A 24,404-nucleotide genomic window follows, 5' to 3' on the forward strand; every position below is an offset into this window, starting at 1 on the left:
TACCTAATGACAAATTTGCTAGCAGGCGGGGCCTCTGTCACAGTGACCGGCTGACCTCGGAGGGATTCATGGTATTGCAATCAACACGTTGGCTGTCGCTCAGCTATTTCACTTATTTCTTTTCTTATGGGATTTTCCTGCCTTTCTGGGGCATTTGGTTACAAGGGGAAGGGATCCCGCCTGAAACCATTGGTATTTTGCTGGGCGCTGGATTAATTTCCCGTTTTCTCGGCAGTTTAATTATTGCCCCCAGTGTTAAAGACCCATCCCATCTGGTGACTGCAATCCGCATTCTGGCGCTTCTGACATTGGCTTTCGCCGTGGGTTTTTGGTTTGGCAATGGCTGGGCTTGGCTAATGGTGATTATTGCCGGTTTTAACCTATTTTTTGGCCCATTAGTGCCACTGACTGATGCGCTGGCAGCGACCTGGCAAAAACAGATAACCATGGATTACGGCAAAGTCCGGCTGTGGGGGTCACTGGCTTTTGTTATTGGTTCCGCATTAACCGGCAAGTTGGTCTCGGTTTGGGGCCATCCGGCGATTCTTTACAGCTTGCTGTTCGGCGTTTCAGCCATGTTACTGGGAGCATTGCTGAAACCGAGTGTGATGCCGCAAGGCGAGGTTAAACACCGTAATGTGGCCGCCACAGACTGGAAAGTATTGCTCTCTGAGCCGCAGGTATGGCGCTTTTTGCTGTGTGTGACTCTCTTGCAAGGCGCACATGCCGGATATTACAGTTTCAGTTCTATTTACTGGAAAGAGGCCGGTTATTCTGCCGCAACCATTGGCTATTTATGGTCTTTGGGGGTGGTGGCCGAAATCCTGGTATTTGCATTCAGTAATGTCCTTTTCCGCCGCTGGACTGCCCGCAGCCTGTTATTGCTTTCTGCTGTGAGTGGCATTATCCGCTGGAGTTTGATGGCTTCCACCACGGAGTTGTCGTGGCTTATTCTGATTCAAATTCTGCATTGTGGCTCATTTACTGTGTGCCATTTGGCGGCGATGCGCTTTATTGCCGCCCGGCGCGGGGCAGATGTGATTCGTTTGCAGTCGGTTTATTCTGCACTGGCGATGGGCGGAGGAATTGCGGTGATGACCATTATCTCGGGTTTCTTGTTCGAACATTATCAGGGCGGTGTTTTCTGGGTGATGGCATTAATCGTGATTCCAGTACTGTTTATTCGCCCTCGGGTGGTGGCAAACCCGGAAGACCTCGCCCGTTAGGATAAATCTAATAGGCGGCGTAATTGCTGATTTTGTTGCGCGCTCATGGGTAATAATACCTGAATCAGCGGAGGTGTTGATTCAGGTTGCCCCACGGCATAAGGGGTCAGCACCACCGCAGTTCCGGCGGGCGCACCGGATTGCAAATACACATCATGGGGCAAATATTTAATATGCAACGGCAACAGAGTTAGCTCGCGAATTTGCTGTTCAACTTGTTGTTCCAACTCTGAGTTATTCCTTGTCAGCAACAAAATTTGCTTCTCTTGTAATGCATTTCCCTGCATCAACCAGGCACCAAATCTAATGGCTATCAGGGCCGCCTCGTCGGCAGAGAATTGAATCTGATATTCTTGTTCGAACGCCGCCAGCGCTTGCTGAGTGGTTCGTAACAGCCGGGGGTATTGGCGGTTAACTTCTTCCAGCGATGAATTATCAATGCCGATATTGAAATAACAGCGCTCAATAGCTGGGGCGAGATGGGCAAAAAGCTGGTTCATTAACCGCTTATTGCTGCTCAGTGTCATACCGGAAAGTTGTTGAAAATGCATGACTAACTGGTCGATGGCCTTGTTTAGACGTGAATCTTCCACTGATTGAGAACCGTGATAATTATGCGCCTTAATCATGGTCAGCATCAGGATGAGCACGTCGCGTTCGATTTTATCGAGCGGGTCGCCCAGCAGCGGATTAAATAAATCAAATAAGCTGTCAGCAGCTACCAGCGCGGGTTTACGTGTTAGCCATTGTTGCTGGGCGAGGGATAATTCTGGCAGAGCATGCTGCCGATTTTCCCAAGCACAATAAGCTAAATACAGTTGCAAAAACTGGCGATCTTTTTCATTGAGATGGCGGTTCAGATAGGGTTCACATTGGGCGATTATGTTGGGTAAATCCTCTGAAATCAGCCGATTATCCCATGAGAGAGCATGATATAAACTAGGCGCAAAATAGTGTTCAATAAACTCAGGGCAATAGCGAATGCCTCGGCGCAGCCAGTGGATTAAACACAGCCTTTTGTCGAGCCGACTGCCCTGAATCAAACAGATGTCATCGACATTGGCCCTCAGTTGCAAATGGTAGAAACACTGGATTTCATGAGTAACCTCGGCTATATCTTGCCGGGTAGTGGGCTGCTCGACGCCGTTGATTTGGCTGATAGCCTCCAGTTGTACCCTGCTTGTGGGCATGAAGAGCATCAGTAACATATGGCAGCGGCGTTGTTGCCCGGACAGTGGTTGACTGGATAACAGCGGCACAGAAGACGTGTCCAAGTGCATATAACCGCCCGTGATGGATGTGTTGTTATTCATCATGCTTAAGCATAGCAAAAGAGATTCATTCAGTAGGTTAGGGCTGGGAGCTTTTACATCGACTTACAACTTACATCACAGTTATCGTGGAATTTCCAAGGATTGATTAATGCACTATATGTTATGTTATAACAAATCTGGCGTAATTAACCGACTGATTACCTTGCTGTTAACGGGGGGCGCTCTTGTTTTCAGCCCACTGGCTCAGGCCCACCCTCATAGTTTTATCGATATGGATGCCAGCTTCGTCAGTGAAAAACAGACGTTGGTGGGAATAAAAATGGTGTGGACGATGGATGAAATTACTTCCGCAGATCTGTTATATGACGCAGAAAATGCCAAAAGTGACTCGGAAATCTGGAAAAAACTGGCGGCTGAAGTGATGGCGAATGTGCTGGGACAGCACTATTTCACTGATATCTACCGTGACGGTAAGCCGGTGAAATATAAAAATTTGCCGACAGAATATCATTTGTCGCGCAAGGGGCATCAGGCGGTTCTAGAATTTATTTTGCCCTTGGCCGAACCGCAGCCGCTGGCCGGAAAGCCTTTTATTATCTCGACTTACGACCCTACCTATTTTGTGGATATGACTTATGACGGTAATAAGGCGGTAAGGCTGTCGGATGAAATGGCGAAAAGCTGCAAATTAACCTTATTCACGCCCAACCCCAATACATCATTACAAGCTTACGCACTGTCTTTGGATAAAAGTGATTCACCAGGAGAAGATATGGAACTTGGCAAACAATTCGCCCAACGGGTCACCGTGCAATGCCAGTAGGTCTCGCCACTGTGTCGCGGCCAAAACATTGGCTAATAAATTTATGGCCACTGGTGCTGTTTTTAGTGTTGCTGGCCGCTGCCGCGCAGGTGGCATGGCTTTATTGGCCGGAACTGTTATTTAAAACAGTGGCTTGGCAAAAAAGTATGCATCAGCAGATGGCCCAGTTACTGCAACAGGTGAAAGCCAATCCGCATCAGGCCGGTTTAGCGCTGATGATGTTCAGCCTGATTTACGGCGTGCTACATGCCGTAGGGCCGGGGCATGGCAAAGTGGTGATAGTGACTTATCTTGCCACCCACCCGGCGCAACTTAAAAACAGTTTGAAACTGACGTTTGCGGCGTCGATATTGCAAGGGGGCGTCGCTATCTTGCTGGTTACTGTGCTGTTGGGCATATTGCAACTCTCCTCCCGCTATTTGCACCAAAGCAGCTTTTGGTTGGAGAAAGGCAGTTTTCTGTTGGTTATCGCGCTCGGCGTTTTATTGTGTTTCCGTGCAATAAAGCGGCTTTATCATCAAGTGAAGTTATTAAAACCGCAGAAAATCAGCATTCAGCGCCTACAGCCATTGAGTGCGACTCATGTTCACAGTGAAAGTTGCGGCTGTGGGCATCGCCATATGCCCAATTCTCAAGAACTACAAGCGGGTAATGATTGGCGCACTCGTCTGGCGATTGTTTTGGCGATGGGCATGCGGCCTTGCTCCGGTGCGATTATGGTGCTGTTGTTTGCTAAAGTCATTGGAGTTTATTGGTGGGGTATTTTTTCAGCCATTGCGATGGCCATCGGCACCTCATTGACCATCTCGTTACTGGCGCTATTTGTTCACTATGCACGGCGGCTGGCGGTGCATTTAAGCCGTAAGCGGGCGCCCGCAGCATGGGGGGCGATAGCTTGGGCGACATTGGCATTAACTGGCGGAATTATTCTGCTGTTTGCCGGCGCTCTGCTTTATCTTTCCAGTCAGCCGGACATGATGGGGGGGATAAGGCCATTCGGTCGCTAATTCTCACAATAAAAAAAGCCAGTCAGGGTTAGCCGACTGGCTTTTTAATGTGCATCCGTTAATCGTGTTTAATTAACGTTTTAAGGCGTCACTCACTTCGGCCTGAATGATAGACTGAAGAATACCTTTCACAACGCGCGGATTACCGGCCACGATATTGCCGGAGCTGAAGTGGTTATGGCCGCCTGCAAAGTCAGTTACCACACCGCCAGACTCACGAACTAACAGTTCGCCACCAGCAAAATCCCAAGGCTTCAAGCCAATTTCAAAGAAACCATCAACACGGCCTGCGGCGACATAAGCCAAGTCCAGCGCCGCTGAACCGGTGCGACGAAAATCAGCACACTGTTCAAACAGTTTACCCACAACGCGCAGATAAGCGGGAGCATGTTGTTTCACTTTGAATGGGAAACCGGTAGCCAGAATAGTGCCGTCTAAATCTTTGGCATTGGTGCCACGCAGACGGTAGCCGTTTAATTGAGCGCCTTGACCACGGGTAGCTGTAAACAGTTCGTTACGCATTGGGTCATAAACTACGGCAACTTCGGTACGGCCTTTGATGCGTACGGCGATAGATACGGCGAAGTGAGGGAGACGTTTGATGAAGTTGGTAGTGCCATCCAGTGGATCAATAACCCATTGCACATCATCGTCTTCGCCGAGCAACTCACCACATTCTTCACCAATAATAGTGTGTTTTGGGTAAGATTTACGGATAACGTCAACAATCAGACTCTCTGAGTCGCGGTCAACATTGGTAACAAAGTCATTACTGCCTTTCTGGCTCGCTTCGACAGCGTCCGGAGTTTCATAATTTTTGGCAATCAGGTTACCGGCCTTACGCGCAGCGCGTATGGCGATAGTCAGCATCGGATGCATGGGTATCTTCCACTAGGATGTTAAAGAACGAGAAACGGCGCGTAGTATAGCAGGGGATCGGATAAATTCCTATGTCTGTGTTAAGATATGCCGATTCCCCGTTATCCTCAGAGTTTGTATGCTACACAATATTCGTATCGTTTTGGTTGAAACCTCACACACCGGCAATATGGGTTCGACAGCTAGGGCCATGAAAACAATGGGATTAACCAATTTGTATCTGGTTAATCCTTTGGTTAAACCTGATTCTCAGGCTATTGCATTGTCTGCGGGTGCCAGTGATGTGATTGGCAATGCCACCATCGTGGATACCCTGGATGAAGCGCTGGCGGGATGCAGCTTGGTGGTTGGTACTAGCGCCCGTTCGCGCACCTTGCCTTGGCCTATGCTAGAGCCGCGTGAATGTGGCGTGCGCAGCGCACGTGAAGCTGAACATGCGCCGGTAGCACTGGTGTTTGGTCGTGAGCGGGTTGGCTTGACGAATGATGAGCTACAAAAGTGCCATTATCATGTGGCAATCCCGGCTAACCCGGAATACAGTTCACTGAATTTGGCCATGGCGGTGCAAATTTTAGCCTATGAAGTGCGAGTGGCTTTCCTTGACCGCCAGCAAGCAGCGGCGCCAGTAGTCGTAGAAGAGGAAGCGCCTTATCCATTAGTGGATGATTTGGAGCGTTTCTATCTGCATCTGGAGCAGGTTTTGTCTCATACTGGCTTTATTCGCCAGGCCCATCCGGGGCAGATTATGAGCAAGTTACGCCGCCTGTTTACCCGTGCGCGCCCGGAAGCTCAAGAGCTGAATATTCTGCGTGGGATGCTGACATCCATTGAGAAACAAGATAAATACCCGCAGCGTGGTGCTGATGCCAGTGAGCATAACAACAAAGATTAATGTCTTATATCAATTGGTTATTATAGAAACTGTTCCATATTATTGAAAATGAAATTGTTAAATAATACTTGAGCGATTTACTAGGTTAAATAGTTGACTGAAACACTCGGGTATGTCAAAGTTCTGGCTTGTTCTCACCAACAGGTAATCTTAGCTATGAGACTGACATCCAAAGGCCGTTATGCCGTGACCGCTATGCTTGATGTAGCATTACATTCCCATGACGGGCCAGTTCCTCTGGCCGATATTTCTGAACGTCAGGGGATTTCATTATCCTACTTGGAACAGCTTTTTTCACGGTTACGCAAAAATGGCTTAGTCGCCAGCGTTCGTGGTCCAGGTGGCGGTTACCTGCTGGGTAAAGATGCTTCAGTAATCGCGGTCGGTGCGGTTATCACTGCCGTTGACGAATCTGTCGATGCCACCCGTTGCCAGGGTAAAGAAGGTTGTCAGGGTGGCGATCGTTGCCTGACTCATACTTTGTGGCGTGATTTGAGTGAGCGCATTAGCAGCTTCCTCAACAACATCACATTGGCAGAACTGGTTAATAACCAAGATATTCTTGAGGTTGCGGATCGTCAAAATAACGATACGCGCCGTACGGCCAATGGCCGACCGCAAGAGACGATTAACGTCAATCTGCGCGCATAAGCAGAATCTGCGGAATTTTACGTTTTGGAAGTGATGTACGGAGCATAAGAGCAATGACCGAATCAAAAATAAAGACACCGATCTATCTGGATTATGCAGCAACGACCCCGGTAGACCCTCGTGTCGCTGAAAAAATGATGCAGTACCTGACTCTGGACGGTATTTTTGGTAACCCCGCCTCTCGTTCTCATAAGTTTGGCTGGCAAGCAGAAGAAGCTGTTGATATTGCACGTAATGATATTGCTGCATTAGTCGGTGCGGACCCTCGCGAGATAGTCTTCACCTCCGGTGCAACTGAGTCCGATAACCTTGCGATTAAAGGTGCTGCTAACTTCTACCAGAAGAAAGGCAAGCACATCATCACCTGTAAGACCGAACATAAAGCAGTGTTGGATACTTGTCGCCAGTTGGAGCGTGAAGGCTTCGAAGTGACTTATCTGGCACCGCAGTCTAACGGCATTATCGACCTGAAACAGCTTGAAGCCGCCATGCGTGAAGACACCATTCTGGTTTCTATCATGCACGTGAATAATGAAATCGGTGTGGTGCAGGATATCGCGGCAATCGGCGAAATGTGCCGTAGTCGCGGGATCATTTTCCATGTTGATGCGACACAAAGCGTCGGTAAATTACCCATCGATCTGAGCCAACTGAAAGTCGATTTAATGTCTTTCTCTGCCCATAAAGTTTATGGCCCGATGGGCATTGGCGCACTGTTTGTTCGTCGTAAACCTCGCATTCGCATTGAAGCACAGCAGCACGGCGGGGGTCATGAGCGCGGTATGCGTTCAGGGACTTTACCCGTTCATCAGATAGCTGGCATGGGTGAAGCTTACCGTATCGCCAAAGAAGAGATGGAAAGCGAAGCTGCGCGCCTGCGTTCACTGCGTCTGCGGTTGTGGAATGGTCTCAAAGATATCGAAGAAGTTTACCTGAATGGCGATTTAGAGAATGGCGCACCTGGCATTCTGAACATCAGTTTCAACTATGTTGAAGGTGAGTCGCTCATCATGGCACTGAAAGATTTAGCTGTTTCATCGGGTTCAGCCTGTACTTCCGCGAGTCTGGAACCTTCTTACGTGTTGCGTGCGTTGGGGATGAACGACGAACTGGCTCACAGTTCAATTCGTTTCTCTCTGGGGCGTTTCACCACTGAAGAAGAGATCGACTACGCCATTGCGCTGGTTCGCAAATCCATTGGCCGTCTGCGTGACTTGTCTCCGCTGTGGGATATGTTTAAGCAGGGCGTGGATATCAGCAGCATTGAATGGTCGCACCATTAATTCCAGATTTTAAGACTCAGGAGTAATCACATGGCTTACAGCGAAAAAGTAATCGATCACTACGAAAACCCACGTAACGTCGGGTCATTCGACAACGCAGATCCTACCATTGGTAGCGGAATGGTTGGCGCACCCGCTTGTGGTGATGTCATGAAGTTGCAGATTAAAGTTAACGACGCTGGCATCATTGAAGATGCACGTTTCAAAACTTATGGCTGCGGCTCTGCTATTGCCTCCAGCTCTCTGGTAACTGAATGGATGAAAGGTAAGTCTCTCGAGCAGGCTGAAGCGATCAAGAATACTCAGATCGCAGAAGAGCTGGAGTTACCGCCAGTCAAAATTCACTGCTCAATTTTGGCTGAAGATGCCATTAAAGCAGCTATCGCCGACTACAAAAGCAAACATACTGCCAAGTAGTTGTAAAATAGGTTATTAATAACTGGCTCATTTTTCCTAAGGATTTCAAAATACTGCATACTAATACACGTGCAGTTTGAAAGATAACGAGGATATGAGCTGGTTTTCAGCGTTGAGGAAGGTCTATGTCGATATCAATCAGCGACAGTGCTGCACAACGGGTCAGCGCCTTTTTAAATCACCGTGGTAAGGGCTTAGGTCTGCGCTTAGGCGTACGGACGTCGGGCTGCTCCGGTATGGCATATGTCCTGGAATTTGTTGATGAAATGAACGATGACGATATCGTTTTTGAAGACAAAGGCGTGAAAGTGATCATCGACGGCAAAAGCATGGTCTATCTTGACGGCACCGAGCTGGATTTCGTCAAAGAAGGTCTGAACGAAGGCTTTAAATTCAACAATCCGAACGTCTCCAATGAGTGCGGATGTGGTGAAAGCTTTAACGTCTGACCCCTGTTTTTGTTCCTGCCTCAGGAACTTGATGCCTATATACCCAAAGTCATTGGAGTTGCAGGTAGATAGCCAGCAAACAAATCTTGATGAGCTTATTCAAGTAGGTCAACTACAAGTGAGTGATTCGAGGGCGTGAGTGCAGCTAACACCCATGCAATTCCAAGGACGAAGGGGATAACCCCAGAGCATGCTATGGATTACTTCACATTATTCGGGCTGCCGGCTCAGTACCTGATTGACGGCAACCAACTCACGACCCGCTATCAAGAATTGCAACGCCAATTCCATCCTGACCGTTTTGCAAATCAGCCTGAACGCGAGCGTTTGGCCTCATTGCAACAAGCCGCGACCATCAATGATGCTTACCAAACCCTCAAGCACCCGTTAAAACGGGCTGAGTATATGCTATCTTTGCAGGGTTTTGATTTAGGCAACGAACAGCATACTATGCGTGATACCGCGTTTCTGATGGAGCAATTGGAGCTGCGGGAAGAGCTTGATGCTATCGAACGCCACTCAGATGCTGAGGCGCAACTTGCTGCATTCAGTCGCCGTTTGGCACTGATGACGAAAACGCGCAGCCAACTGATGGTCGAGCAATTGGATCAACAACAGTGGGAACAAGCCGCTGACACGGTTCGAAAATTACGTTTTCTGGATAAGTTAGGACAGCAGGTTGAACAGCTAGAAGAACGCCTGTTTGATGATTTTTCCTGAGAACGTAATAAGGCAATAAAATTGTATCTGATTGATAAAAATAAAAAATAAATTTATTGATGGCGCGAAATGCGCGGCTACTTCTTATTAGAGCGTGTCGTTAACGTTTTATATACTCTAAATAATTCGAGTTGCAGGAAAGCGGCAAGCCAACGCAGATGCAGCTTGAAGTATGACGAGTATAGATTGATGGAATCTCAACATGGCCTTATTACAAATTAGTGAGCCTGGTTTAACTGCACCGCCGCATCAACGCCGGTTGGCCGCAGGGATAGATTTAGGTACGACCAATTCTTTGGTCGCCACCGTGCGCAGCGGTAAAGCGCAAACGCTGGCAGATGAACAACTGCGGGATCTTTTGCCCTCAGTGGTTCACTATCAACAAAATGGCATTGATGTCGGCTGGAATGCGCGCAATTTAGCGGCATTGGACCCGGTCAATACCATCAGTTCAGTTAAACGCATGATGGGCCGTTCTTTGGCCGATATCGTGCAGCGCTACCCTAATCTGCCTTACCAATTCCAATCCAGTGAAAATGGTTTACCGATGATCCAGACGGCGAGCGGGTTGGTTAATCCGGTGCAAGTGTCTGCAGATATTCTCAAATCATTGGCACAGCGGGCACAGGCGGCCTTGGAAGGGGAGTTGGACGGCGTGGTCATTACTGTCCCCGCTTATTTTGATGATGCTCAACGGCAGGGCACCAAAGATGCTGCTCGTCTGGCGGGGTTGCATGTGTTGCGTTTGCTCAATGAGCCGACCGCTGCGGCTATCGCCTATGGTCTGGATTCAGGTCAGGAAGGGGTGATCGCCGTTTATGACTTGGGCGGCGGGACATTTGATATCTCTATCTTGCGCTTGAGCCGCGGCGTGTTTGAAGTGCTGGCAACTGGCGGCGACTCGGCACTGGGGGGCGATGACTTTGACCACCTATTAGCCGATTGGCTGCGTGAGCAAGCTGGTATTGATTCCCGTGATGACCATGGTGTCCAGCGGCAATTATTGGATGCGGCCATCGCGGCTAAGATTGCCTTGAGTGATGCTGAGATTGCTGATGTCTCCGTGGCTGGCTGGCAAGGGCAAATCACCCGTCAGCAGTTTGAATCTCTGATAGCGTCATTAGTTAAACGCACATTAATGGCCTGTCGCCGCGCGTTAAAAGATGCGGGCGTCACGGCCGATGAAGTGCTGGAAGTGGTAATGGTCGGCGGCTCGACCCGTGTACCTTTGGTGCGCGAGCAGGTTGGGCAATTTTTTGGCCGCACGCCACTGACTTCGATTGATCCCGATAAAGTAGTCGCTATTGGCGCGGCGATTCAAGCCGATATTCTGGTGGGGAATAAACCCGACAGTGACATGCTGCTGCTTGATGTTATCCCGCTGTCATTAGGGCTGGAAACCATGGGCGGTTTAGTGGAGAAAATCATTCCACGCAATACCACTATTCCGGTCGCCCGCGCGCAAGAATTCACCACCTTTAAAGACGGCCAGAGCGGGATGATGATTCACGTGCTGCAAGGTGAGCGCGAACTGGTACAAGATTGCCGTTCTCTCGCCCGCTTTAGTTTACGGGGTTTACCGCCGCTGCCCGCGGGGGGCGCGCATATTCGTGTGACTTTCCAGGTGGATGCGGACGGTTTGTTGAGTGTCACGGCGATGGAAAAATCCACCGGCGTGGAGGCATCGATTCAGGTGAAGCCCTCTTATGGGCTGTCTGATGATGAAATTGCCAATATGATTAAAGATTCGATGGCGAACGCGCACAGCGACATTGGCGCACGTAAGCTGGCGGAACAACAAGTCGAAGCCTCCCGCGTGTTGGAAAGTTTACAAGGCGCATTGGCACAAGACGCAGCACTACTCAGTGAGCAAGAAAGTACTGCTATCGCTCAGGCGATGGCGGCATTACAGCAGCAGATGCAGGGCACTGACCCACATGCAATCGAAGCTGCGATAAAAGCGTTAGATGCACAAACGCAAGATTTTGCCGCGCGCCGGATGGATGCCTCTATTCGCCGTGCTTTGGCTGGCCATTCAGTGGATGAGGTTTAATCATGCCCAAAATAGTATTTCTGCCCCATAAAGACCTTTGCCCGGATGGTGCAGTGCTGGAAGCAACCCAAGGTGAGACTATACTGGACGTTGCCCTGCGCAATGGAATCGACATCGAGCATGCCTGTGAGAAATCCTGCGCTTGCACGACTTGCCACTGTATCGTGCGCGAAGGGTTTGATTCGCTGCCAGAAAGCAGTGAGCTGGAAGATGATATGTTGGATAAAGCTTGGGGTCTGGAGCCAGAAAGCCGCCTGAGTTGTCAGGCGACAGTGACGGATGAAGACTTGGTGGTTGAGATCCCGCGTTATACTATCAACCATGCGCGAGAACATTAATTATACTCGTCATACTTCAAGCTGCATGTGCGTTGGCTTGCCGCCTTCCTGCAACTCGAATTATTTAGAGTATATACACGAGAACATGATATGAGCTTAACCTGGCAAGATACTCGCGAAATTGGCGAAGCGCTGTATGATCAATTTCCGGATACCGATCCTAAAACAGTGCGTTTCACCGATATGCACCAATGGATCTGTGATTTAGAAGATTTCGATGACGATCCGCAAGGATCAAATGAAAAAGTGCTGGAAGCCATCCTGCTCGTCTGGTTAGATGAATTTGAATAAATACCTGAGGGTCGCACGAGCGGCCCTTTTTTCTATTGTTACTTTATAGCTGGCTGTTACTGTATAGCAGACAGTATTTTTTAGAGTAGAACGTTTTGATCCGCCGTGGCTAACACAGGGCCGCGTATAAGCAGCTGAATAACAGCAAAAAATAATAATGAAGAGGTAGTTCATGACAACAGAAATGATGCAAGTAACCTTATCAAATACCCCAGCCGACGCCCGTTGGGGAGAGAAAGCCCAGTTGAGTACCGATGCCGAGGGGATGACTATCCACCTGACGGGTAAAAATGAATTGGGTACCATTCAACGCGCCGCCCGCAAAATAGATGGGCAAGGTATCAAACAGGTAAAACTGGCCGGTGAAGGCTGGGGTCTGGAGCAAAGCTGGGCATTTTGGCAAGGTTTCCGTGGGCCAAAAGGCCAGCGCAGTGTGGAGTGGGCAGAACTGCCAGAGAACGAAAAAACCGAGCTAAAACAACGGCTAAAAATCATTGACTGGGTGCGCGATACCATTAATGCGCCAGCAGAAGATTTAGGGCCAGAGCAACTGGCTAAAAACGCGATTGATTTGCTGTGCGCAGTATCATGTGATGCTGTCAGCTACCGCATTACCAAAGGCGAAGATCTGCGTGAACAGGGCTATGCCGGGATTTACACTGTGGGCCGTGGTTCTGATCGTGCGCCGGTGTTGCTAGCTTTGGACTATAACCCAACCGGTAACCCAGATGCGCCGGTGATGGCATGTTTGGTTGGCAAAGGAATTACTTTTGATTCAGGCGGTTACAGCCTGAAACAGAGCGCATTTATGGACTCTATGAAGTCCGATATGGGCGGTGCGGCGACAGTCACGGGCGCATTGGCATTAGCAGCAGCCCGTGGTTTGAAAGAGCGGGTGAAACTGTATTTGTGTTGTGCGGATAATATGGTTAGCGGTAATGCCTTTAAGCTGGGTGATATCATTCGCTATCGCAATGGCAAGACTGTCGAAATCATGAATACTGATGCTGAAGGGCGCTTAGTCTTGGCTGATGGTCTGATTGATGCTTCAGAGCAGAATGCACCGCTGATTATTGATGCTGCCACTTTGACCGGCGCGGCAAAAACGGCGTTGGGTAATGATTACCACGCGCTATTTAGTTTTGATGATGAATTGGCACAAGAGTTGTTGAGCAGCGCACAAAGTGAGCATGAGCCTTTCTGGCGCTTGCCGTTAGCTGAATTCCATCGCAGCCAACTGCCATCCAACTTTGCTGAGTTGAATAATGTCGCGGGGGCGGCCTACAGTGCGGGTGCCAGCACTGCCGCCGCATTTTTGTCACATTTCGTGAAAGACTATCAGCAAGGTTGGCTGCACATTGACTGCTCCGCGACTTACCGTAAAGGTGCGGTTGATCAGTGGTCTGCCGGTGCTACAGGCCTGGGGGTTCGTACTATTGCTAACTTGTTGTTGGCGAAAGCAAAATAATCATCTTAATGATTTGAAAAGAGTCTCGGGGGCGCATTTGCGTCCCTTTGTTCGATCTATTTTATGTTTTTCTGGAGTAGAGCATGAGTTTGCTACAACCCCCTGCTGCTGATAGCCACGATAGTCACCATCATGATGAAGACCAAAGTCTGGAGTCTTTGCTGAAACTGGCGGCGACGGAATCAATTCATCGCACCGCTTTTTTTCGCACACTGTTGGATGCCACGGTTTTGGTGCTGGTGGACGGGTCAGAGCAGGGCGATGAAGAGGGTGAGATGGCCTTCACAACAGGCGATGGGGTGAATATTCTGCATTGGGAAAAGCAGGATGGTGAATCGGTCATTCCCTTCTTTACCTCGGTAGAGGTGCTCCAGCAAGCGCTGGATATCGCCGAAGATCAACAGGTTGATAGTGAAAAACTGTCAGTAAAACAGCCTTTTATCGCCATGCCAGTGCGGGTGTTATTTGAAATGACCCAAGGTGCGCATCTGTTTTTGAACCCAAAATCAGAGCATGGTAAAGAGTTTTGGCCACAAGAAGTGGCGATGCTGCTGGAAAATGGCGGTTTAGCCCAATCAGCCGAAATGGTGGTGGATAAAGAGAGCCAAATTCTGTTGGGGCAGCCGGAAGAATATCCCGCAGCAATGGTGGATGCCCTGATCCAGCTGTTTAGCCAGCGTAAACCAGTGCGGCGTGCTTTTTTGGCACTGATGCATGATAAGAGCGTGGATGATAAACCTAACTTATTGGTTGGGCTGGAAGTGGATGGCACAGATGATGAGATTGACCAACTGATTCAAGAGGCCGGTAATGTTGCCAGTGACCATGCACCGGATGATGGCCCGGTAGATTTTTGCGTGGTGAATGAGAAAGAGCGGGGGGTAAGCCATTACCTGATGACGCATACCCAAGCATTTTACCAGCGCAGATGGGGCAGTTGGCTGAGGAATATTATTCCTTCGACCAGCCATTAATGAGAAAAGGGAGCCAATTTGGCTCCCTTTTTATGACAGATAATCATCATTGCTACATGAAGAAATTACTGTGTAATTTAGAAAGTGTAAGCAACACCCATATTAATAGTCATTGGGGTGGCAATGTTTTTACCTTTAGACACTTTAACTTCTGAGCCGATAGACAGGTTAGACGTCAGGTTTACATTGATCCCCATACCGACGTTAGCACGAGTCCCTTTCAGGTTATTATCAAACATCTCGTTGTTAATCATCACCTTGTTACTTGCCATCAGGTCATGGTCTACCGAGAAAATTGCATAAGGCTTAATTTCTGCGCCGCTATTCAACACAAAGCGATAACCCGTGTTCATGCCCAGAGTACCGGTTGTCGTACGTGAACCTTGGTTCTGCGCTTCCATTCCGTTAGACAATTTATATTGGCTTTTACCCGAGCTAAAGGTGTTCAGGGCGACATAAGGGGAAACATACATCGCATCAATATTGATATGTTTACCCGCTTTTACTGCCAGCCCCATGCCGGAGAAGTTAGCCGCTCCAGTCGCGTTATTAGCTTGTGACGCCACACTGAGGTTCTGTTTAAACTGGTTGGTTTTGAACACACCATTCAGGTAATAGCCGCTGTTAGCCAAATATTGCACGTAAGCGCCCAATGAGTTGCTTTCCACACTGCCGCTGCTCTGGTAATCAGATTTGATATTGGAGCTGGTATGGCTGGCGAAGCTACCCACACTGAATACGGCATTACCCAACTCAATGGCTTTATCGCCACCTAAAGTTACGCCACTTAGCTTCTGATTGAAGTTGGTTGCGGTACCTTTCACGTCGTAACTGTCATTCAGGTAAGTTAACCACACACCACTTTCATTGGCCGCAGAGCTTTGTTTATCTAACCGATTGTGAATTGAGCTTAATTCGGCGTTAAAGATAACTGGCATGGTATTGGCGACGGCCAAAATACCCGCCGTATTTGACGTCACTTTTGTTTTATCTGCGACCAGTTTGAAACTGCCTTTGCCATCACTGACCAGTGAGTGCTTATAGTTACCCAAGTCTACCGGCCCATTGGCCAGAACGAAGTGGGCAGTATTTTTCCCTTTTACATCGACGACATTCAGATTCGCTGGGGCTACACCACTGTTATTGATCTGAACATCAAAAGTACCTGCAGCATCGCCTGCAACCTTTAGCGGCGCGCTTGACTGAGAGAACAGCGCTGAACCTAAATTAAAGAGGCCTCGGCCTGCCAGTGATGCCATGGTTAGCTGAGTATTAGATTTGCTCATATCAATACTACCACCCGCCAGCCTGACATTTTTAAAAGCAAACTGTGCTGGTTTACCATTATTGCCAGCAAAAGCAGCGCGGGAAGCAGATTGCACTGCGGTTAATGGGGCATCTACGGCGAATAACTGCATGTTACCGGCTAAATTCAGGTCTGCATTTTGCGTGGTTGCGCCACCCTGCACACTGAGGAAGCTGTTTTTATTAGCATCAATAATGCCGTTAATATCTGCGGTTTTATCGAAAATGACGGTACTGTTATTGAATGTCGCATCCATCAAATGACCTGAAATCAGGGAGTGGCCATTTTCAACCACCAGCTTATGCGCTTGTGCTCGGGCCATCAGATCAAATTTACCGCCTTTGACTTTAGTATTGTTAGCAATGGCACCTTCATTAATCGTCAATTTGCTGTCGTTAACTGTGGTGTTATTAGCCGTTGCCTTATCAACTAGTGTGAAATCAACTGCATTGAACACAGTATCTTCGATAGCAGCACCCGCTTGAACATCAAATATGCCGCCATTGACTGTTGTTGCAGTGGTTTTCGCACCCGCTTTCACGGTGAATTCGCCGTCATTCAAAGTGGTAATATTGGCTGTTGCACCTTGATTAAGCGCAAATTTGCCGCCTTTAACTGTGGTGTCTTTGGCTGTGCCATCAACAATAAATTCGCCGTCATTCAAGGTGGTAATATTAGCCGTTGCACCTTGATTAAGCGCAAATTTGCCGCCTTTAACCGTGGTGTTATTGGCTGTGCCATCAACAATAAATTCGCCGTCATTCAAAGTGGTAGTGTTGGCCGTTGCACCTTGATTAAGCGCAAATTTGCCGCCTTTAACCGTGGTGTTATTGGCTGTGCCATCAACAATAAATTCACCACTATCAAGGGCGGTGATGTTAGCCGTCGCACCTTGATTAAGCGCAAATTTGCCGCCTTTAACTGTGGTGTCTTTGGCTGTGCCATCAACAATAAATTCGCCGTCATTCAAAGTGGTAGTGTTGGCCGTTGCACCTTGATTAAGCGCAAATTTGCCGCCTTTAACCGTGGTGTTATTGGCTGTGCCATCAACAATAAATTCGCCACTATCAAGGGCGGTGATGTTAGCGATTGCACCCTGTTCCAGTCTAAATTTACCGCCATTTATTGTCGTGTTATTCGCCGTCGCCTTGGTATTGGCAATAAAGTTACTATCACTGCCAATAGAGGTATTTTTTGTTTCCGCGCCCTCGAGCAGCGTAAAGGTTGAACCGTCCAACAGTGTGGTGTCATCCGCCGTGGCACCTTTTACCAACTCTAATTCGGCAAAATGCAACTGAGTGTCAGAGGCTGTGGCACCGCTTTCGAGGGCAAATGTGGCAGCTCTATCAAATATCTGAGCGCCTTTAACTACGGCACCCGATTTGAGAATCAGAGTACCCTCATCAGTGACATTGACTCCATTCGCACTGGCACCGTCATTAACGGTCATCGTGCCATTAGTCACAGAGGTTGCGGAGGCTGACGAACCCTTCTCCAGGATAAATTCACTATTGTCAGCATGCAGCTCAGTCCCGCTGGTTTTAGCATTGGCCTTTAAAGTAAACACTGCGTCTTCAGCGAGTTTAGTGCTATTAGCCGTTGCGCCATCGACCAACTCTAGTGAGGCATTAGTCAATGAAGTATTTTCTGCGCTAGCGCCCGCGGCGATGGTCAGTGTCCCACCTTTAATGCTGGTGCCATCAGCTTTGGCCCCGTTATTTAGCTCAACAGTCCCTTCTGTGCTGCTAAGGTTATGAATTTCGGCAAATTCACCAACTGTCGCTGTACCGCCTTTAAGGATTTTCGCGCCATGGGACTCTGCGGTGTTTATGACATCCTTGCCATTTGCATCTTGTGTCTTTGCCCCTGTCAGTACCAACGTGCCGCCATCATTGATGACCGAATCGTGATCAGTACCGCCATTGTTATTAATGATACCTTTGGTGATAACCGTGTTATTCGCCAGTGCGCCAGTTGCCAGGTTTAGGGTGCCATCGTCGCTAATAATGCTATCAAGGGCTTTGCCGCCGTCTTCAACATTTTGCGTCCCACCCGCCACCTGAGTGGCAAATGCAAGCGTGTTTGCCGCGACGGTTTGCTGCTCACTTTGGGCAATAGTTTGCTCAAATACCGGCATAGCAATAGTCGGATCCGTCACTTTATCTAACTGAGCGACTGCTGCTATTGCAGCATCCATTTCGGTTGTTTTGGTTGCCAGTGCAGCAATTGCGTCAATTTTATGCTGCTGGGCAGTTTGATACTGAGTGGTTGTATCCTGGGCGGAATTTTCGGCAGTGGTGTGTGCAGTAGTCGCATCTTGAAATAACTGATCTGCAGCTGCTGCTTTTGCGATGGCCTCTTGGGCTACTTTAGCTTTAGCTTTATCTGCAGGGGAAGTCGCTGAGTTATCAATCAAGTCCTGTAACTCTTTTGCGAGATCTGGCGTGTTTGCATTCCAAGTTGGGTCTACCGCTGTAATCGCCGCCGTTTTTTCTGTATCAAGTCTAGTTAACTCAAGTTCAGCATTCGTTTTTGCTGTTTCAGTTTTTTTAGCGAGGGCTTTAAGAACGCTTGATTTAACACTGAGAGAGAGTTTGTCCGATGTTGCTTTGACGTTTTCTTGTTTTGCTGCTTCCTGCGCCTGTTTAGCCACTGCTTGCGTATCTAATCTGATTTTTTTATCGGCTAACTGGGTTACCAGCATTCCTTTTTGTTCTGAGGTCATTACACCTTGATTCAGATAATCCTGAAGTTTACTTAGAGTGACAGCTGGTGTTGATGCGGCTACAGCCCCACCTGACACCAGCGAAGAAATCAAGATAGATAAAGGTAATAAACGCGTATTCAGAGTGTTGTGATGACTCATGGTTTTATAGGTTCCTATTTAAAGATTAATTTTTATAGACATGGAATAAAGATTTTTAATAACGGGAAGGTGTTGGGTGAAATATAATGGCATGAGGTTGCCATGCCTACTTATTAAAAAATAAAAATTGGTTTTTTATATTTATTTTATATTTTGTTTTATTTCTATTTGGGTTTATCGTTTTAATTCATTGTTTTTGTTGTATAAAATATTGCATTCTGTAATTGGTTATTTTATGGGTTCATTAATTTAATTTTTTATTAAAAAAATATTAAATATGATTTTTGTGTGTTTTTTTTTGTTTTATTCTATTTATCTAAAACTAATTCGATAAAAGATGAGAATATTCTCTATATAGAAATGGTCGGTTTATCTGTCTATATTCCCTTTCCGGTGAATGCTATAATCTTGCCATCAACCAGGGAGAGAGATATGAATCACAAGGGTTTGCATCGGTTAATGTCGAAAATAAAAGGGCGTCAAATGGCACTCTTGGTCAGTGCCGTGCTGTTATTGGCGGGCTGTGATGATGAGAGTAAAAATAAGGATGTTGCCGCTCCATCTACCCCGGTCACGACACAGACCAGTGAACCGGCAGCCAAAGTTGCGGTGAGCAAAATAGACGATGTAAATAAGTTGGCGGAGCTGACAAAACAGCATGCGGGTCAGCCACTAACCTTACTGGATGCCTCTGAGTTACAACTCGATGGTGCCAGTGCCATGGTGCTGACTTTCTCGCAGCCATTGGATCCCAAGCAAGATTTCTCCTCTCTGGTGCATTTGGTTGATACTGTTAGCGGCAAAATCGACGGGGCTTGGGAGCTGTCCGACAATCTGATGGAGCTGCGGTTACGCCATCTTAAACCTGAACGTAAATTGCTACTGACCGTCGACAGTGCCTTGAAAGGGATCGGCGGTACTGAGCTGGGTAAACAACAACAGCAGCAAATAACCACCCGCGATATCAAGCCGAGTGTCGGGTTTGCCAGTAAAGGTTCTTTATTACCGGGTAAATTGGCACAGGGCTTGCCGGTGATGGCGCTCAATGTTGATAGCATTGATGTTAACTTTTTCCGCATTAAGCAAAGCAGCCTGGCTAATTTCCTGGCGAACTGGCAGTACCGCAGCGCGCTGTCGAATTGGGAATCGGACGAATTGTTGAAAATGGCCGATCTAGTCTATACCGGCCGTTTTGACCTCAATCCTACCGCCAATACCCGCGAAAAACTGATGCTTCCATTAGCCGAAATCAAGCCGCTGCAAGAATCCGGTGTTTATTTGGCGGTGATGCAACAAGCCGGGCGTTACAGCTACACCAATGCGGCCACCTTATTTACGCTTAGTGATATTGGTGTTTCGCTGCACAGCTACCATGACCGGATGGATGTCTTTACCCAAGCATTAGCTGGCGGGGCGGCCTTGAAAGGGGTGCAGCTGCAATTGCTGGATGAAAAAGGCCAAGTGCTGGCACAGGTTGAAACTGACGGTCAGGGCCATGCGCAGTTGGAAAAGAATGCTAAGGCGAAATTGCTGCTGGCTTCGCAAAACGGCCAAATCAGCTTGATTGATTTCAATACACCGGCGCTGGATCTGGCCGAGTTTGATATCGCCGGGCCGGAAGGTTTCCAAAAGCAATTTTTTGTTTTTGGCCCGCGAGACCTTTATCGCCCCGGAGAAACGTTAATTGTCAATGGGTTACTGCGTGACGCTGATGGTAAACCCCTGACCACCCAGCCGGTTAAAGTGGATATTCTCAAGCCCGATAACCAAGTGGTGCGCAGCTTTGTTTGGCAGCCGCAAGCCGGTTTGTATCAATATCAATACGCCATTCCGGAAGGCGGCCCCACCGGTGAATGGTCACTGCGCATGAATCTGGGCGATAACCAGCCGCGCCTGTATAAATTTAAAGTCGAAGATTTTCTGCCAGAACGCATGGCATTAGAGATTGCCACGAGTCAAGAACCCATTGCCACCGACAGCGAAGCGAGCTTTGCCATCACTGGCCGCTATCTTTATGGCGCTCCAGCATCCGGTAACCGGTTGCAAGGGCAGTTATTCCTGCGCCCATTGCGGGAAGCGGTGGCATCATTACCCGGTTTTGAATTCGGTTCAGTTATTGAAGAAAATCTCTCGCGCACCTTGGATGAGTTTGATACCACACTCGACAGTGATGGCCAAACTGACATCGAAGTCGATAACAGTTGGCAGAATGCGCAATCGCCGCTGAAACTGATTTTACAGGCCAGTTTGCTGGAATCCGGCGGGCGGCCGGTCACACGACGCGCTGAGCAAGCATTGTGGCCAGCCGATGCGCTGGTTGGGATTCGCCCGTTGTTTAACAAGCAGCAAGTTTATGATTACCGCAGTGACAGCTATAAATCGCAGGCCATGGTTGATCAAGACACCACCGCTGATTTCGACATTGTCTATGCCAATGCCGAGGGTGAAAAACTGGCGGTCAATGGTTTGAAAGTCAAACTGGTGCGTGAGCGCCGCGATTACTATTGGCAGTGGTCAGAAAGTGATGGCTGGCAGTCATTGTATGACAAAAAAGATCTGACATTGGCAGAGCAGTCGGTGAATATTCCTGCCGACGGCAGCGCCAAGGTCAGCTTCCCGGTGGAGTGGGGCGCATATCGGATTGAGGTGAGTAATCCAGATAATGAATTAGTCAGTAGCTCCCGTTTCTGGGCGGGGTATAGCTGGCAGGATAATACCGGCGGCAGTGGCGCGGTTCGGCCCGATCAAGTCAAACTGACACTGGATAAACCGGCTTATCGCCCGGGCGAAAAAGTAAAATTACACATTGAAGCCCCGGCTGCCGGTAATGGCTATTTGCTGGTGGAGTCCAGTGACGGCCCATTGTGGTGGCAGGAGGTGACCATTCCGGCGGGGGGCACTGAGGTTGAAGTGCCGATTAACAAAGCATGGAATCGTCATGATTTATATCTTAGCGCGACAGTAATTCGCCCTGGTGATAAGTCACAGCAAGCAACGCCCAAACGCGCCATTGGTTTGCTGCATCTGCCGCTGGTGGATGAAACCCGCAAACTGGCGCTCGAGCTGGAATCACCGGAGCGAATTCGCCCGAATCAGACCTTGACGGTCAAGGTGAAAGCTAGCCGCACCGGTGCGCCGTTACCCGAAAAAGTGCAAGTATTGTTGTCGGCGGTTGACAGCGGGATTCTCAATATCACGGATTACGCCACGCCAGATCCCTATGACGCTTTCTTTGGTCGCAAACGCTACAGTGCTGATCAATATGATGTTTATGGGCAATTAATTGAAGGGCAGGGGCGGTTGGCGAGTCTGCGTTTTGGTGGGGATGGGGATGACGAAGATGCGCTTTCCCGTGGTGGTAAAAAGCCCATTACGGAAGTCACTATTGTGGCGCAACAAGCCCAGCCGGTGACATTAAACGCACAGGGTGAGGGCACCATTGAACTGGCTATCCCTGACTTTAACGGTGAGCTGCGCTTGATGGCACAAGCTTGGAGCGAAGAAGATTTCGGTAAAGCGGAAGCTAAAGTGGTGGTCGCGGCCCCATTGATCGCCCAACTCGCCACCCCGCGTTTCCTGGCCGGAGGGGATAGTACCCAACTGGCCTTGGATTTGAGCAATTTATCGGGCCAACCTCAAACTTTGTCACTTCAATGGGCCGCCAGCGATTTACTGGCACTCAATGGCGCACAAAACCAAGCTATCTCGCTGGCCAATGGCGAGCGCAAAACGGTGCTGATCCCGGTGCGGGCCTTGAATGGCTTTGGGCAGGGTGATATCGGCCTGACCATCACGGGGATGGTTTTACCGAATGAAAAGCTGCCGGATTACCAGCATCATTGGAAAATTGGAGTGCGGCCCGCGTATCCGGCTCAGACTCGCCATTTCGCCAATGTGTTGCACAGTGGTGATAGCTGGAGTTTACCCGCAGAAGCTACCGCAGGGCTGGCTGCTGAAACCTTGCAAGGGAAATTGCTGATAAGCAGCCGACCGCCTCTCAATTTAGCGCGTTATATCAGCGAGTTATATGCTTACCCTTATGGCTGTCTGGAACAAACAGTCAGTGGGCTATATCCCTCTTTATACAGTAATTATGCTCAATTGACGGCGCTGGGTATCAAGGCCGACAGTGATGAAAAACGGCGCAAAAGCATTGATGTCGGTATCGAGCATTTGCTCAGTATGCAGCGCTATAACGGCGGTTTCGGCTTATGGAGCAATAATAGCCCAGAAGAATTTTGGCTGACGGCTTATGCCACTGATTTCCTCTATCGCGCCAGCCAGCAAGGGTACAGTGTGCCAGTAGCGGCGCTCACTGCGGCGAATAATCGTTTGCAGCGCTATTTACAAGACCCGAGCCAAATTGAAATTCGCTACAGCGAACAAACTAAACATACCCGTTTTGCGGTGCAGGCCTACGCGGGCTTGGTATTAGCCCAGCAGCAGCAAGCTTCATTGGGGGCTTTGCGCCAATTGTATAGCCGCAGCAATGATGCGCACTCCGGTTTGCCGTTGGTGCAACTGGGCGTGGCGCTGAAATTGATGGGGGATATGCCACGAGCTAAAGAGGCCATTACCCAAGGGCTGAACACCAGCCGCAGTGATAAAGATTATTGGCTGGAAGATTACGGCAGTTCACTGCGCGATGATGCGCTGATTTTAGCCCTGTTAACTGATAACAATTTACTGCCGGAAGCGCGTGATACCCGGCTGTTGGCACTGTCTGATGCATTGACCAGCCGCAACTATCTGTCCACGCAGGAGAGCAATGCGGTATTCCTTGCGGGCCGCACATTGATGAGTGGGGCAGAAACGCCGTGGCAGGTGGCGATAGCTCCACAGGTTGAGCCGATCGAACAGGTAGCAACATTGACGCAAAGCACGGCATTGAACCAAAACTGGTCGGCGCAACAGCTGGCGAGCGGAATGCAATTACAAAACCGTGGCGATGTTGCTTTGTATAGCCGTGTGGATATCGTGGGATACCCGCAGCAAACGCCTGCGCCATTTAGCAATAATTTACATATCACCCGCAGTTATATTGGGCTTGATGGCCAGCCGCTGCGCTTATCACAGTTGAAAAGTGGCGAGTTAGTTTTGGTGCATTTAGATGTCTGGGCCGATAAACGAGTGCCAGATGCGCTGGTGGTCGATTTACTGCCCGCCGGTTTGGAATTGGAAAACCAAAACTTGGGCGACAGCAGCGCCAGTCTGGGGGAGAGCGCCAGCAGTGTGACGGAGTTGATGCAAGATATGCAGCAGTCGGATATCAAGCATCAGGAATTCCGCGATGACCGCTATGTTGCCGCAGTCAATGTCGATGGATACCGCCACACCACCTTGCTATACCTGGCGCGCGCGGTAACACCGGGAGTCTATCAAGTGCCTGCGCCACAGGTGGAATCTATGTATGTTCCGGACTGGCGAGCACTGGGTAGCACGGTGTCGCAGCTCGAAATAGTGAAGTAAACACTTACTCCCCTTTTG

18 protein-coding genes are annotated in these 24,404 nt (G+C 48.9%); 15 read left to right on the forward strand and 3 right to left on the reverse strand.

Going from position 1 to position 24,404, the window contains the following annotated elements:
• The first annotated feature begins 68 nt into the window (after positions 1-68).
• Complete coding sequence (locus OP863_RS05215) at positions 69-1,226, forward strand: 3-phenylpropionate MFS transporter (RefSeq protein ID WP_050291493.1); 1,158 nt, start codon at positions 69-71, stop codon at positions 1,224-1,226.
• Here the strand turns inward: OP863_RS05215 and csiE are convergent.
• The gene (gene csiE / locus OP863_RS05220; protein WP_050291492.1) at positions 1,223-2,506 is read right to left on the reverse strand and encodes a stationary phase inducible protein CsiE; all 1,284 of its coding nucleotides are present in this window, start codon (positions 2,504-2,506) and stop codon (positions 1,223-1,225) included. The genes OP863_RS05215 and csiE overlap by 4 nt on opposite strands.
• 151 nt (positions 2,507-2,657) lie before the next feature.
• Between csiE and OP863_RS05225 the strand changes: the two genes are divergently transcribed.
• Together OP863_RS05225 and OP863_RS05230 are read left to right on the forward strand one after the other, a co-directional pair.
• On the forward strand, positions 2,658-3,323 hold the full coding sequence (locus tag OP863_RS05225) for a DUF1007 family protein (protein WP_416222825.1): 666 nt from the start codon (positions 2,658-2,660) through the stop codon (positions 3,321-3,323).
• Positions 3,314-4,330, forward strand: a complete 1,017-nt coding sequence (locus tag OP863_RS05230; protein ID WP_265525953.1) for a nickel/cobalt transporter — start codon at positions 3,314-3,316, stop codon at positions 4,328-4,330. The genes OP863_RS05225 and OP863_RS05230 overlap by 10 nt, the downstream gene beginning before the upstream one ends.
• Positions 4,331-4,402: 72 nt before the next feature.
• Here OP863_RS05230 and suhB read toward each other — a convergent pair whose 3' ends face one another.
• Positions 4,403-5,209, reverse strand: a complete 807-nt coding sequence (gene suhB / locus OP863_RS05235) for an inositol-1-monophosphatase (RefSeq protein ID WP_038635480.1) — start codon at positions 5,207-5,209, stop codon at positions 4,403-4,405.
• 118 nt (positions 5,210-5,327) lie between these two features.
• Here suhB and trmJ point away from each other — a divergent pair, with 118 nt between their 5' ends.
• The 11 genes from trmJ (at position 5,328) to sseB (ending at position 14,745) form a co-directional block, all read left to right on the forward strand.
• Positions 5,328-6,101, forward strand: coding sequence for a tRNA (cytosine(32)/uridine(32)-2'-O)-methyltransferase TrmJ (gene trmJ / locus OP863_RS05240; protein WP_265525954.1), 774 nt, complete (start codon positions 5,328-5,330; stop codon positions 6,099-6,101).
• A gap of 156 nt (positions 6,102-6,257) precedes the next feature.
• Positions 6,258-6,752, forward strand: coding sequence for a Fe-S cluster assembly transcriptional regulator IscR (iscR, locus tag OP863_RS05245; protein WP_038635476.1), 495 nt, complete (start codon positions 6,258-6,260; stop codon positions 6,750-6,752).
• Positions 6,753-6,820: 68 nt separating this feature from the next.
• On the forward strand, positions 6,821-8,035 hold the full coding sequence (locus tag OP863_RS05250; protein WP_050291525.1) for an IscS subfamily cysteine desulfurase: 1,215 nt from the start codon (positions 6,821-6,823) through the stop codon (positions 8,033-8,035).
• A 30-nt stretch (positions 8,036-8,065) separates the two neighbouring features.
• The gene (gene iscU, locus OP863_RS05255) at positions 8,066-8,452 is read left to right on the forward strand and encodes a Fe-S cluster assembly scaffold IscU (protein ID WP_004393581.1); all 387 of its coding nucleotides are present in this window, start codon (positions 8,066-8,068) and stop codon (positions 8,450-8,452) included.
• A gap of 125 nt (positions 8,453-8,577) precedes the next feature.
• A complete protein-coding gene (gene iscA, locus OP863_RS05260) occupies positions 8,578-8,901 on the forward strand; it encodes an iron-sulfur cluster assembly protein IscA (protein ID WP_004393580.1) in 324 nt (107 codons plus the stop codon).
• A gap of 195 nt (positions 8,902-9,096) precedes the next feature.
• The gene (gene hscB, locus OP863_RS05265) at positions 9,097-9,621 is read left to right on the forward strand and encodes a co-chaperone HscB (protein WP_038635472.1); all 525 of its coding nucleotides are present in this window, start codon (positions 9,097-9,099) and stop codon (positions 9,619-9,621) included.
• Positions 9,622-9,823: 202 nt separating this feature from the next.
• Positions 9,824-11,674, forward strand: coding sequence for a Fe-S protein assembly chaperone HscA (gene hscA, locus OP863_RS05270; RefSeq protein WP_050291489.1), 1,851 nt, complete (start codon positions 9,824-9,826; stop codon positions 11,672-11,674).
• Positions 11,675-11,676: 2 nt separating this feature from the next.
• The gene (gene fdx / locus OP863_RS05275; protein WP_038635467.1) at positions 11,677-12,012 is read left to right on the forward strand and encodes an ISC system 2Fe-2S type ferredoxin; all 336 of its coding nucleotides are present in this window, start codon (positions 11,677-11,679) and stop codon (positions 12,010-12,012) included.
• A gap of 90 nt (positions 12,013-12,102) precedes the next feature.
• On the forward strand, positions 12,103-12,303 hold the full coding sequence (iscX, locus tag OP863_RS05280) for a Fe-S cluster assembly protein IscX (RefSeq protein WP_004702435.1): 201 nt from the start codon (positions 12,103-12,105) through the stop codon (positions 12,301-12,303).
• A 172-nt stretch (positions 12,304-12,475) separates the two neighbouring features.
• Positions 12,476-13,771, forward strand: coding sequence for an aminopeptidase PepB (gene pepB / locus OP863_RS05285; RefSeq protein ID WP_038635464.1), 1,296 nt, complete (start codon positions 12,476-12,478; stop codon positions 13,769-13,771).
• Positions 13,772-13,854: 83 nt separating this feature from the next.
• Entirely contained in the window at positions 13,855-14,745 is an 891-nt protein-coding gene (gene sseB / locus OP863_RS05290) for an enhanced serine sensitivity protein SseB (protein ID WP_265525955.1), read from the forward strand.
• A gap of 77 nt (positions 14,746-14,822) precedes the next feature.
• On the opposite strand, the gene OP863_RS05295 is transcribed toward sseB, so the two are convergent.
• Entirely contained in the window at positions 14,823-18,917 is a 4,095-nt protein-coding gene (locus OP863_RS05295; protein WP_265525956.1) for an autotransporter outer membrane beta-barrel domain-containing protein, read from the reverse strand.
• 432 nt (positions 18,918-19,349) lie between these two features.
• Between OP863_RS05295 and OP863_RS05300 the strand changes: the two genes are divergently transcribed.
• Positions 19,350-24,386 (forward strand): alpha-2-macroglobulin family protein, encoded by a 5,037-nt coding sequence (locus tag OP863_RS05300; RefSeq protein ID WP_265525957.1) that lies wholly within the window; start codon positions 19,350-19,352, stop codon positions 24,384-24,386.
• Positions 24,387-24,404 lie beyond the last annotated feature (18 nt).

Origin of the sequence: Yersinia sp. SCPM-O-B-9106 (C-191) (genome assembly GCF_026183365.1) — a bacterium.
GTDB classification, from domain to species: Bacteria; Pseudomonadota; Gammaproteobacteria; order Enterobacterales; family Enterobacteriaceae; genus Yersinia; species Yersinia rochesterensis.

Bases quoted from the DNA above. Each gene is read 5' to 3' on its own strand.
- OP863_RS05215 (WP_050291493.1), top strand. From the start codon at position 69: ATGGTATTGCAATCAACACGTTGGCTGTCGCTCAGCTATTTCACTTAT.
- csiE (WP_050291492.1), bottom strand. From the start codon at position 2,506: ATGCACTTGGACACGTCTTCTGTGCCGCTGTTATCCAGTCAACCACTG.
- OP863_RS05225 (WP_416222825.1), top strand. From the start codon at position 2,658: ATGTTATGTTATAACAAATCTGGCGTAATTAACCGACTGATTACCTTG.
- OP863_RS05230 (WP_265525953.1), top strand. From the start codon at position 3,314: ATGCCAGTAGGTCTCGCCACTGTGTCGCGGCCAAAACATTGGCTAATA.
- suhB (WP_038635480.1), bottom strand. From the start codon at position 5,209: ATGCATCCGATGCTGACTATCGCCATACGCGCTGCGCGTAAGGCCGGT.
- trmJ (WP_265525954.1), top strand. From the start codon at position 5,328: ATGCTACACAATATTCGTATCGTTTTGGTTGAAACCTCACACACCGGC.
- iscR (WP_038635476.1), top strand. From the start codon at position 6,258: ATGAGACTGACATCCAAAGGCCGTTATGCCGTGACCGCTATGCTTGAT.
- iscU (WP_004393581.1), top strand. From the start codon at position 8,066: ATGGCTTACAGCGAAAAAGTAATCGATCACTACGAAAACCCACGTAAC.
- iscA (WP_004393580.1), top strand. From the start codon at position 8,578: ATGTCGATATCAATCAGCGACAGTGCTGCACAACGGGTCAGCGCCTTT.
- hscB (WP_038635472.1), top strand. From the start codon at position 9,097: ATGGATTACTTCACATTATTCGGGCTGCCGGCTCAGTACCTGATTGAC.
- hscA (WP_050291489.1), top strand. From the start codon at position 9,824: ATGGCCTTATTACAAATTAGTGAGCCTGGTTTAACTGCACCGCCGCAT.
- fdx (WP_038635467.1), top strand. From the start codon at position 11,677: ATGCCCAAAATAGTATTTCTGCCCCATAAAGACCTTTGCCCGGATGGT.
- iscX (WP_004702435.1), top strand. From the start codon at position 12,103: ATGAGCTTAACCTGGCAAGATACTCGCGAAATTGGCGAAGCGCTGTAT.
- pepB (WP_038635464.1), top strand. From the start codon at position 12,476: ATGACAACAGAAATGATGCAAGTAACCTTATCAAATACCCCAGCCGAC.
- sseB (WP_265525955.1), top strand. From the start codon at position 13,855: ATGAGTTTGCTACAACCCCCTGCTGCTGATAGCCACGATAGTCACCAT.
- OP863_RS05295 (WP_265525956.1), bottom strand. From the start codon at position 18,917: ATGAGTCATCACAACACTCTGAATACGCGTTTATTACCTTTATCTATC.
- OP863_RS05300 (WP_265525957.1), top strand. From the start codon at position 19,350: ATGAATCACAAGGGTTTGCATCGGTTAATGTCGAAAATAAAAGGGCGT.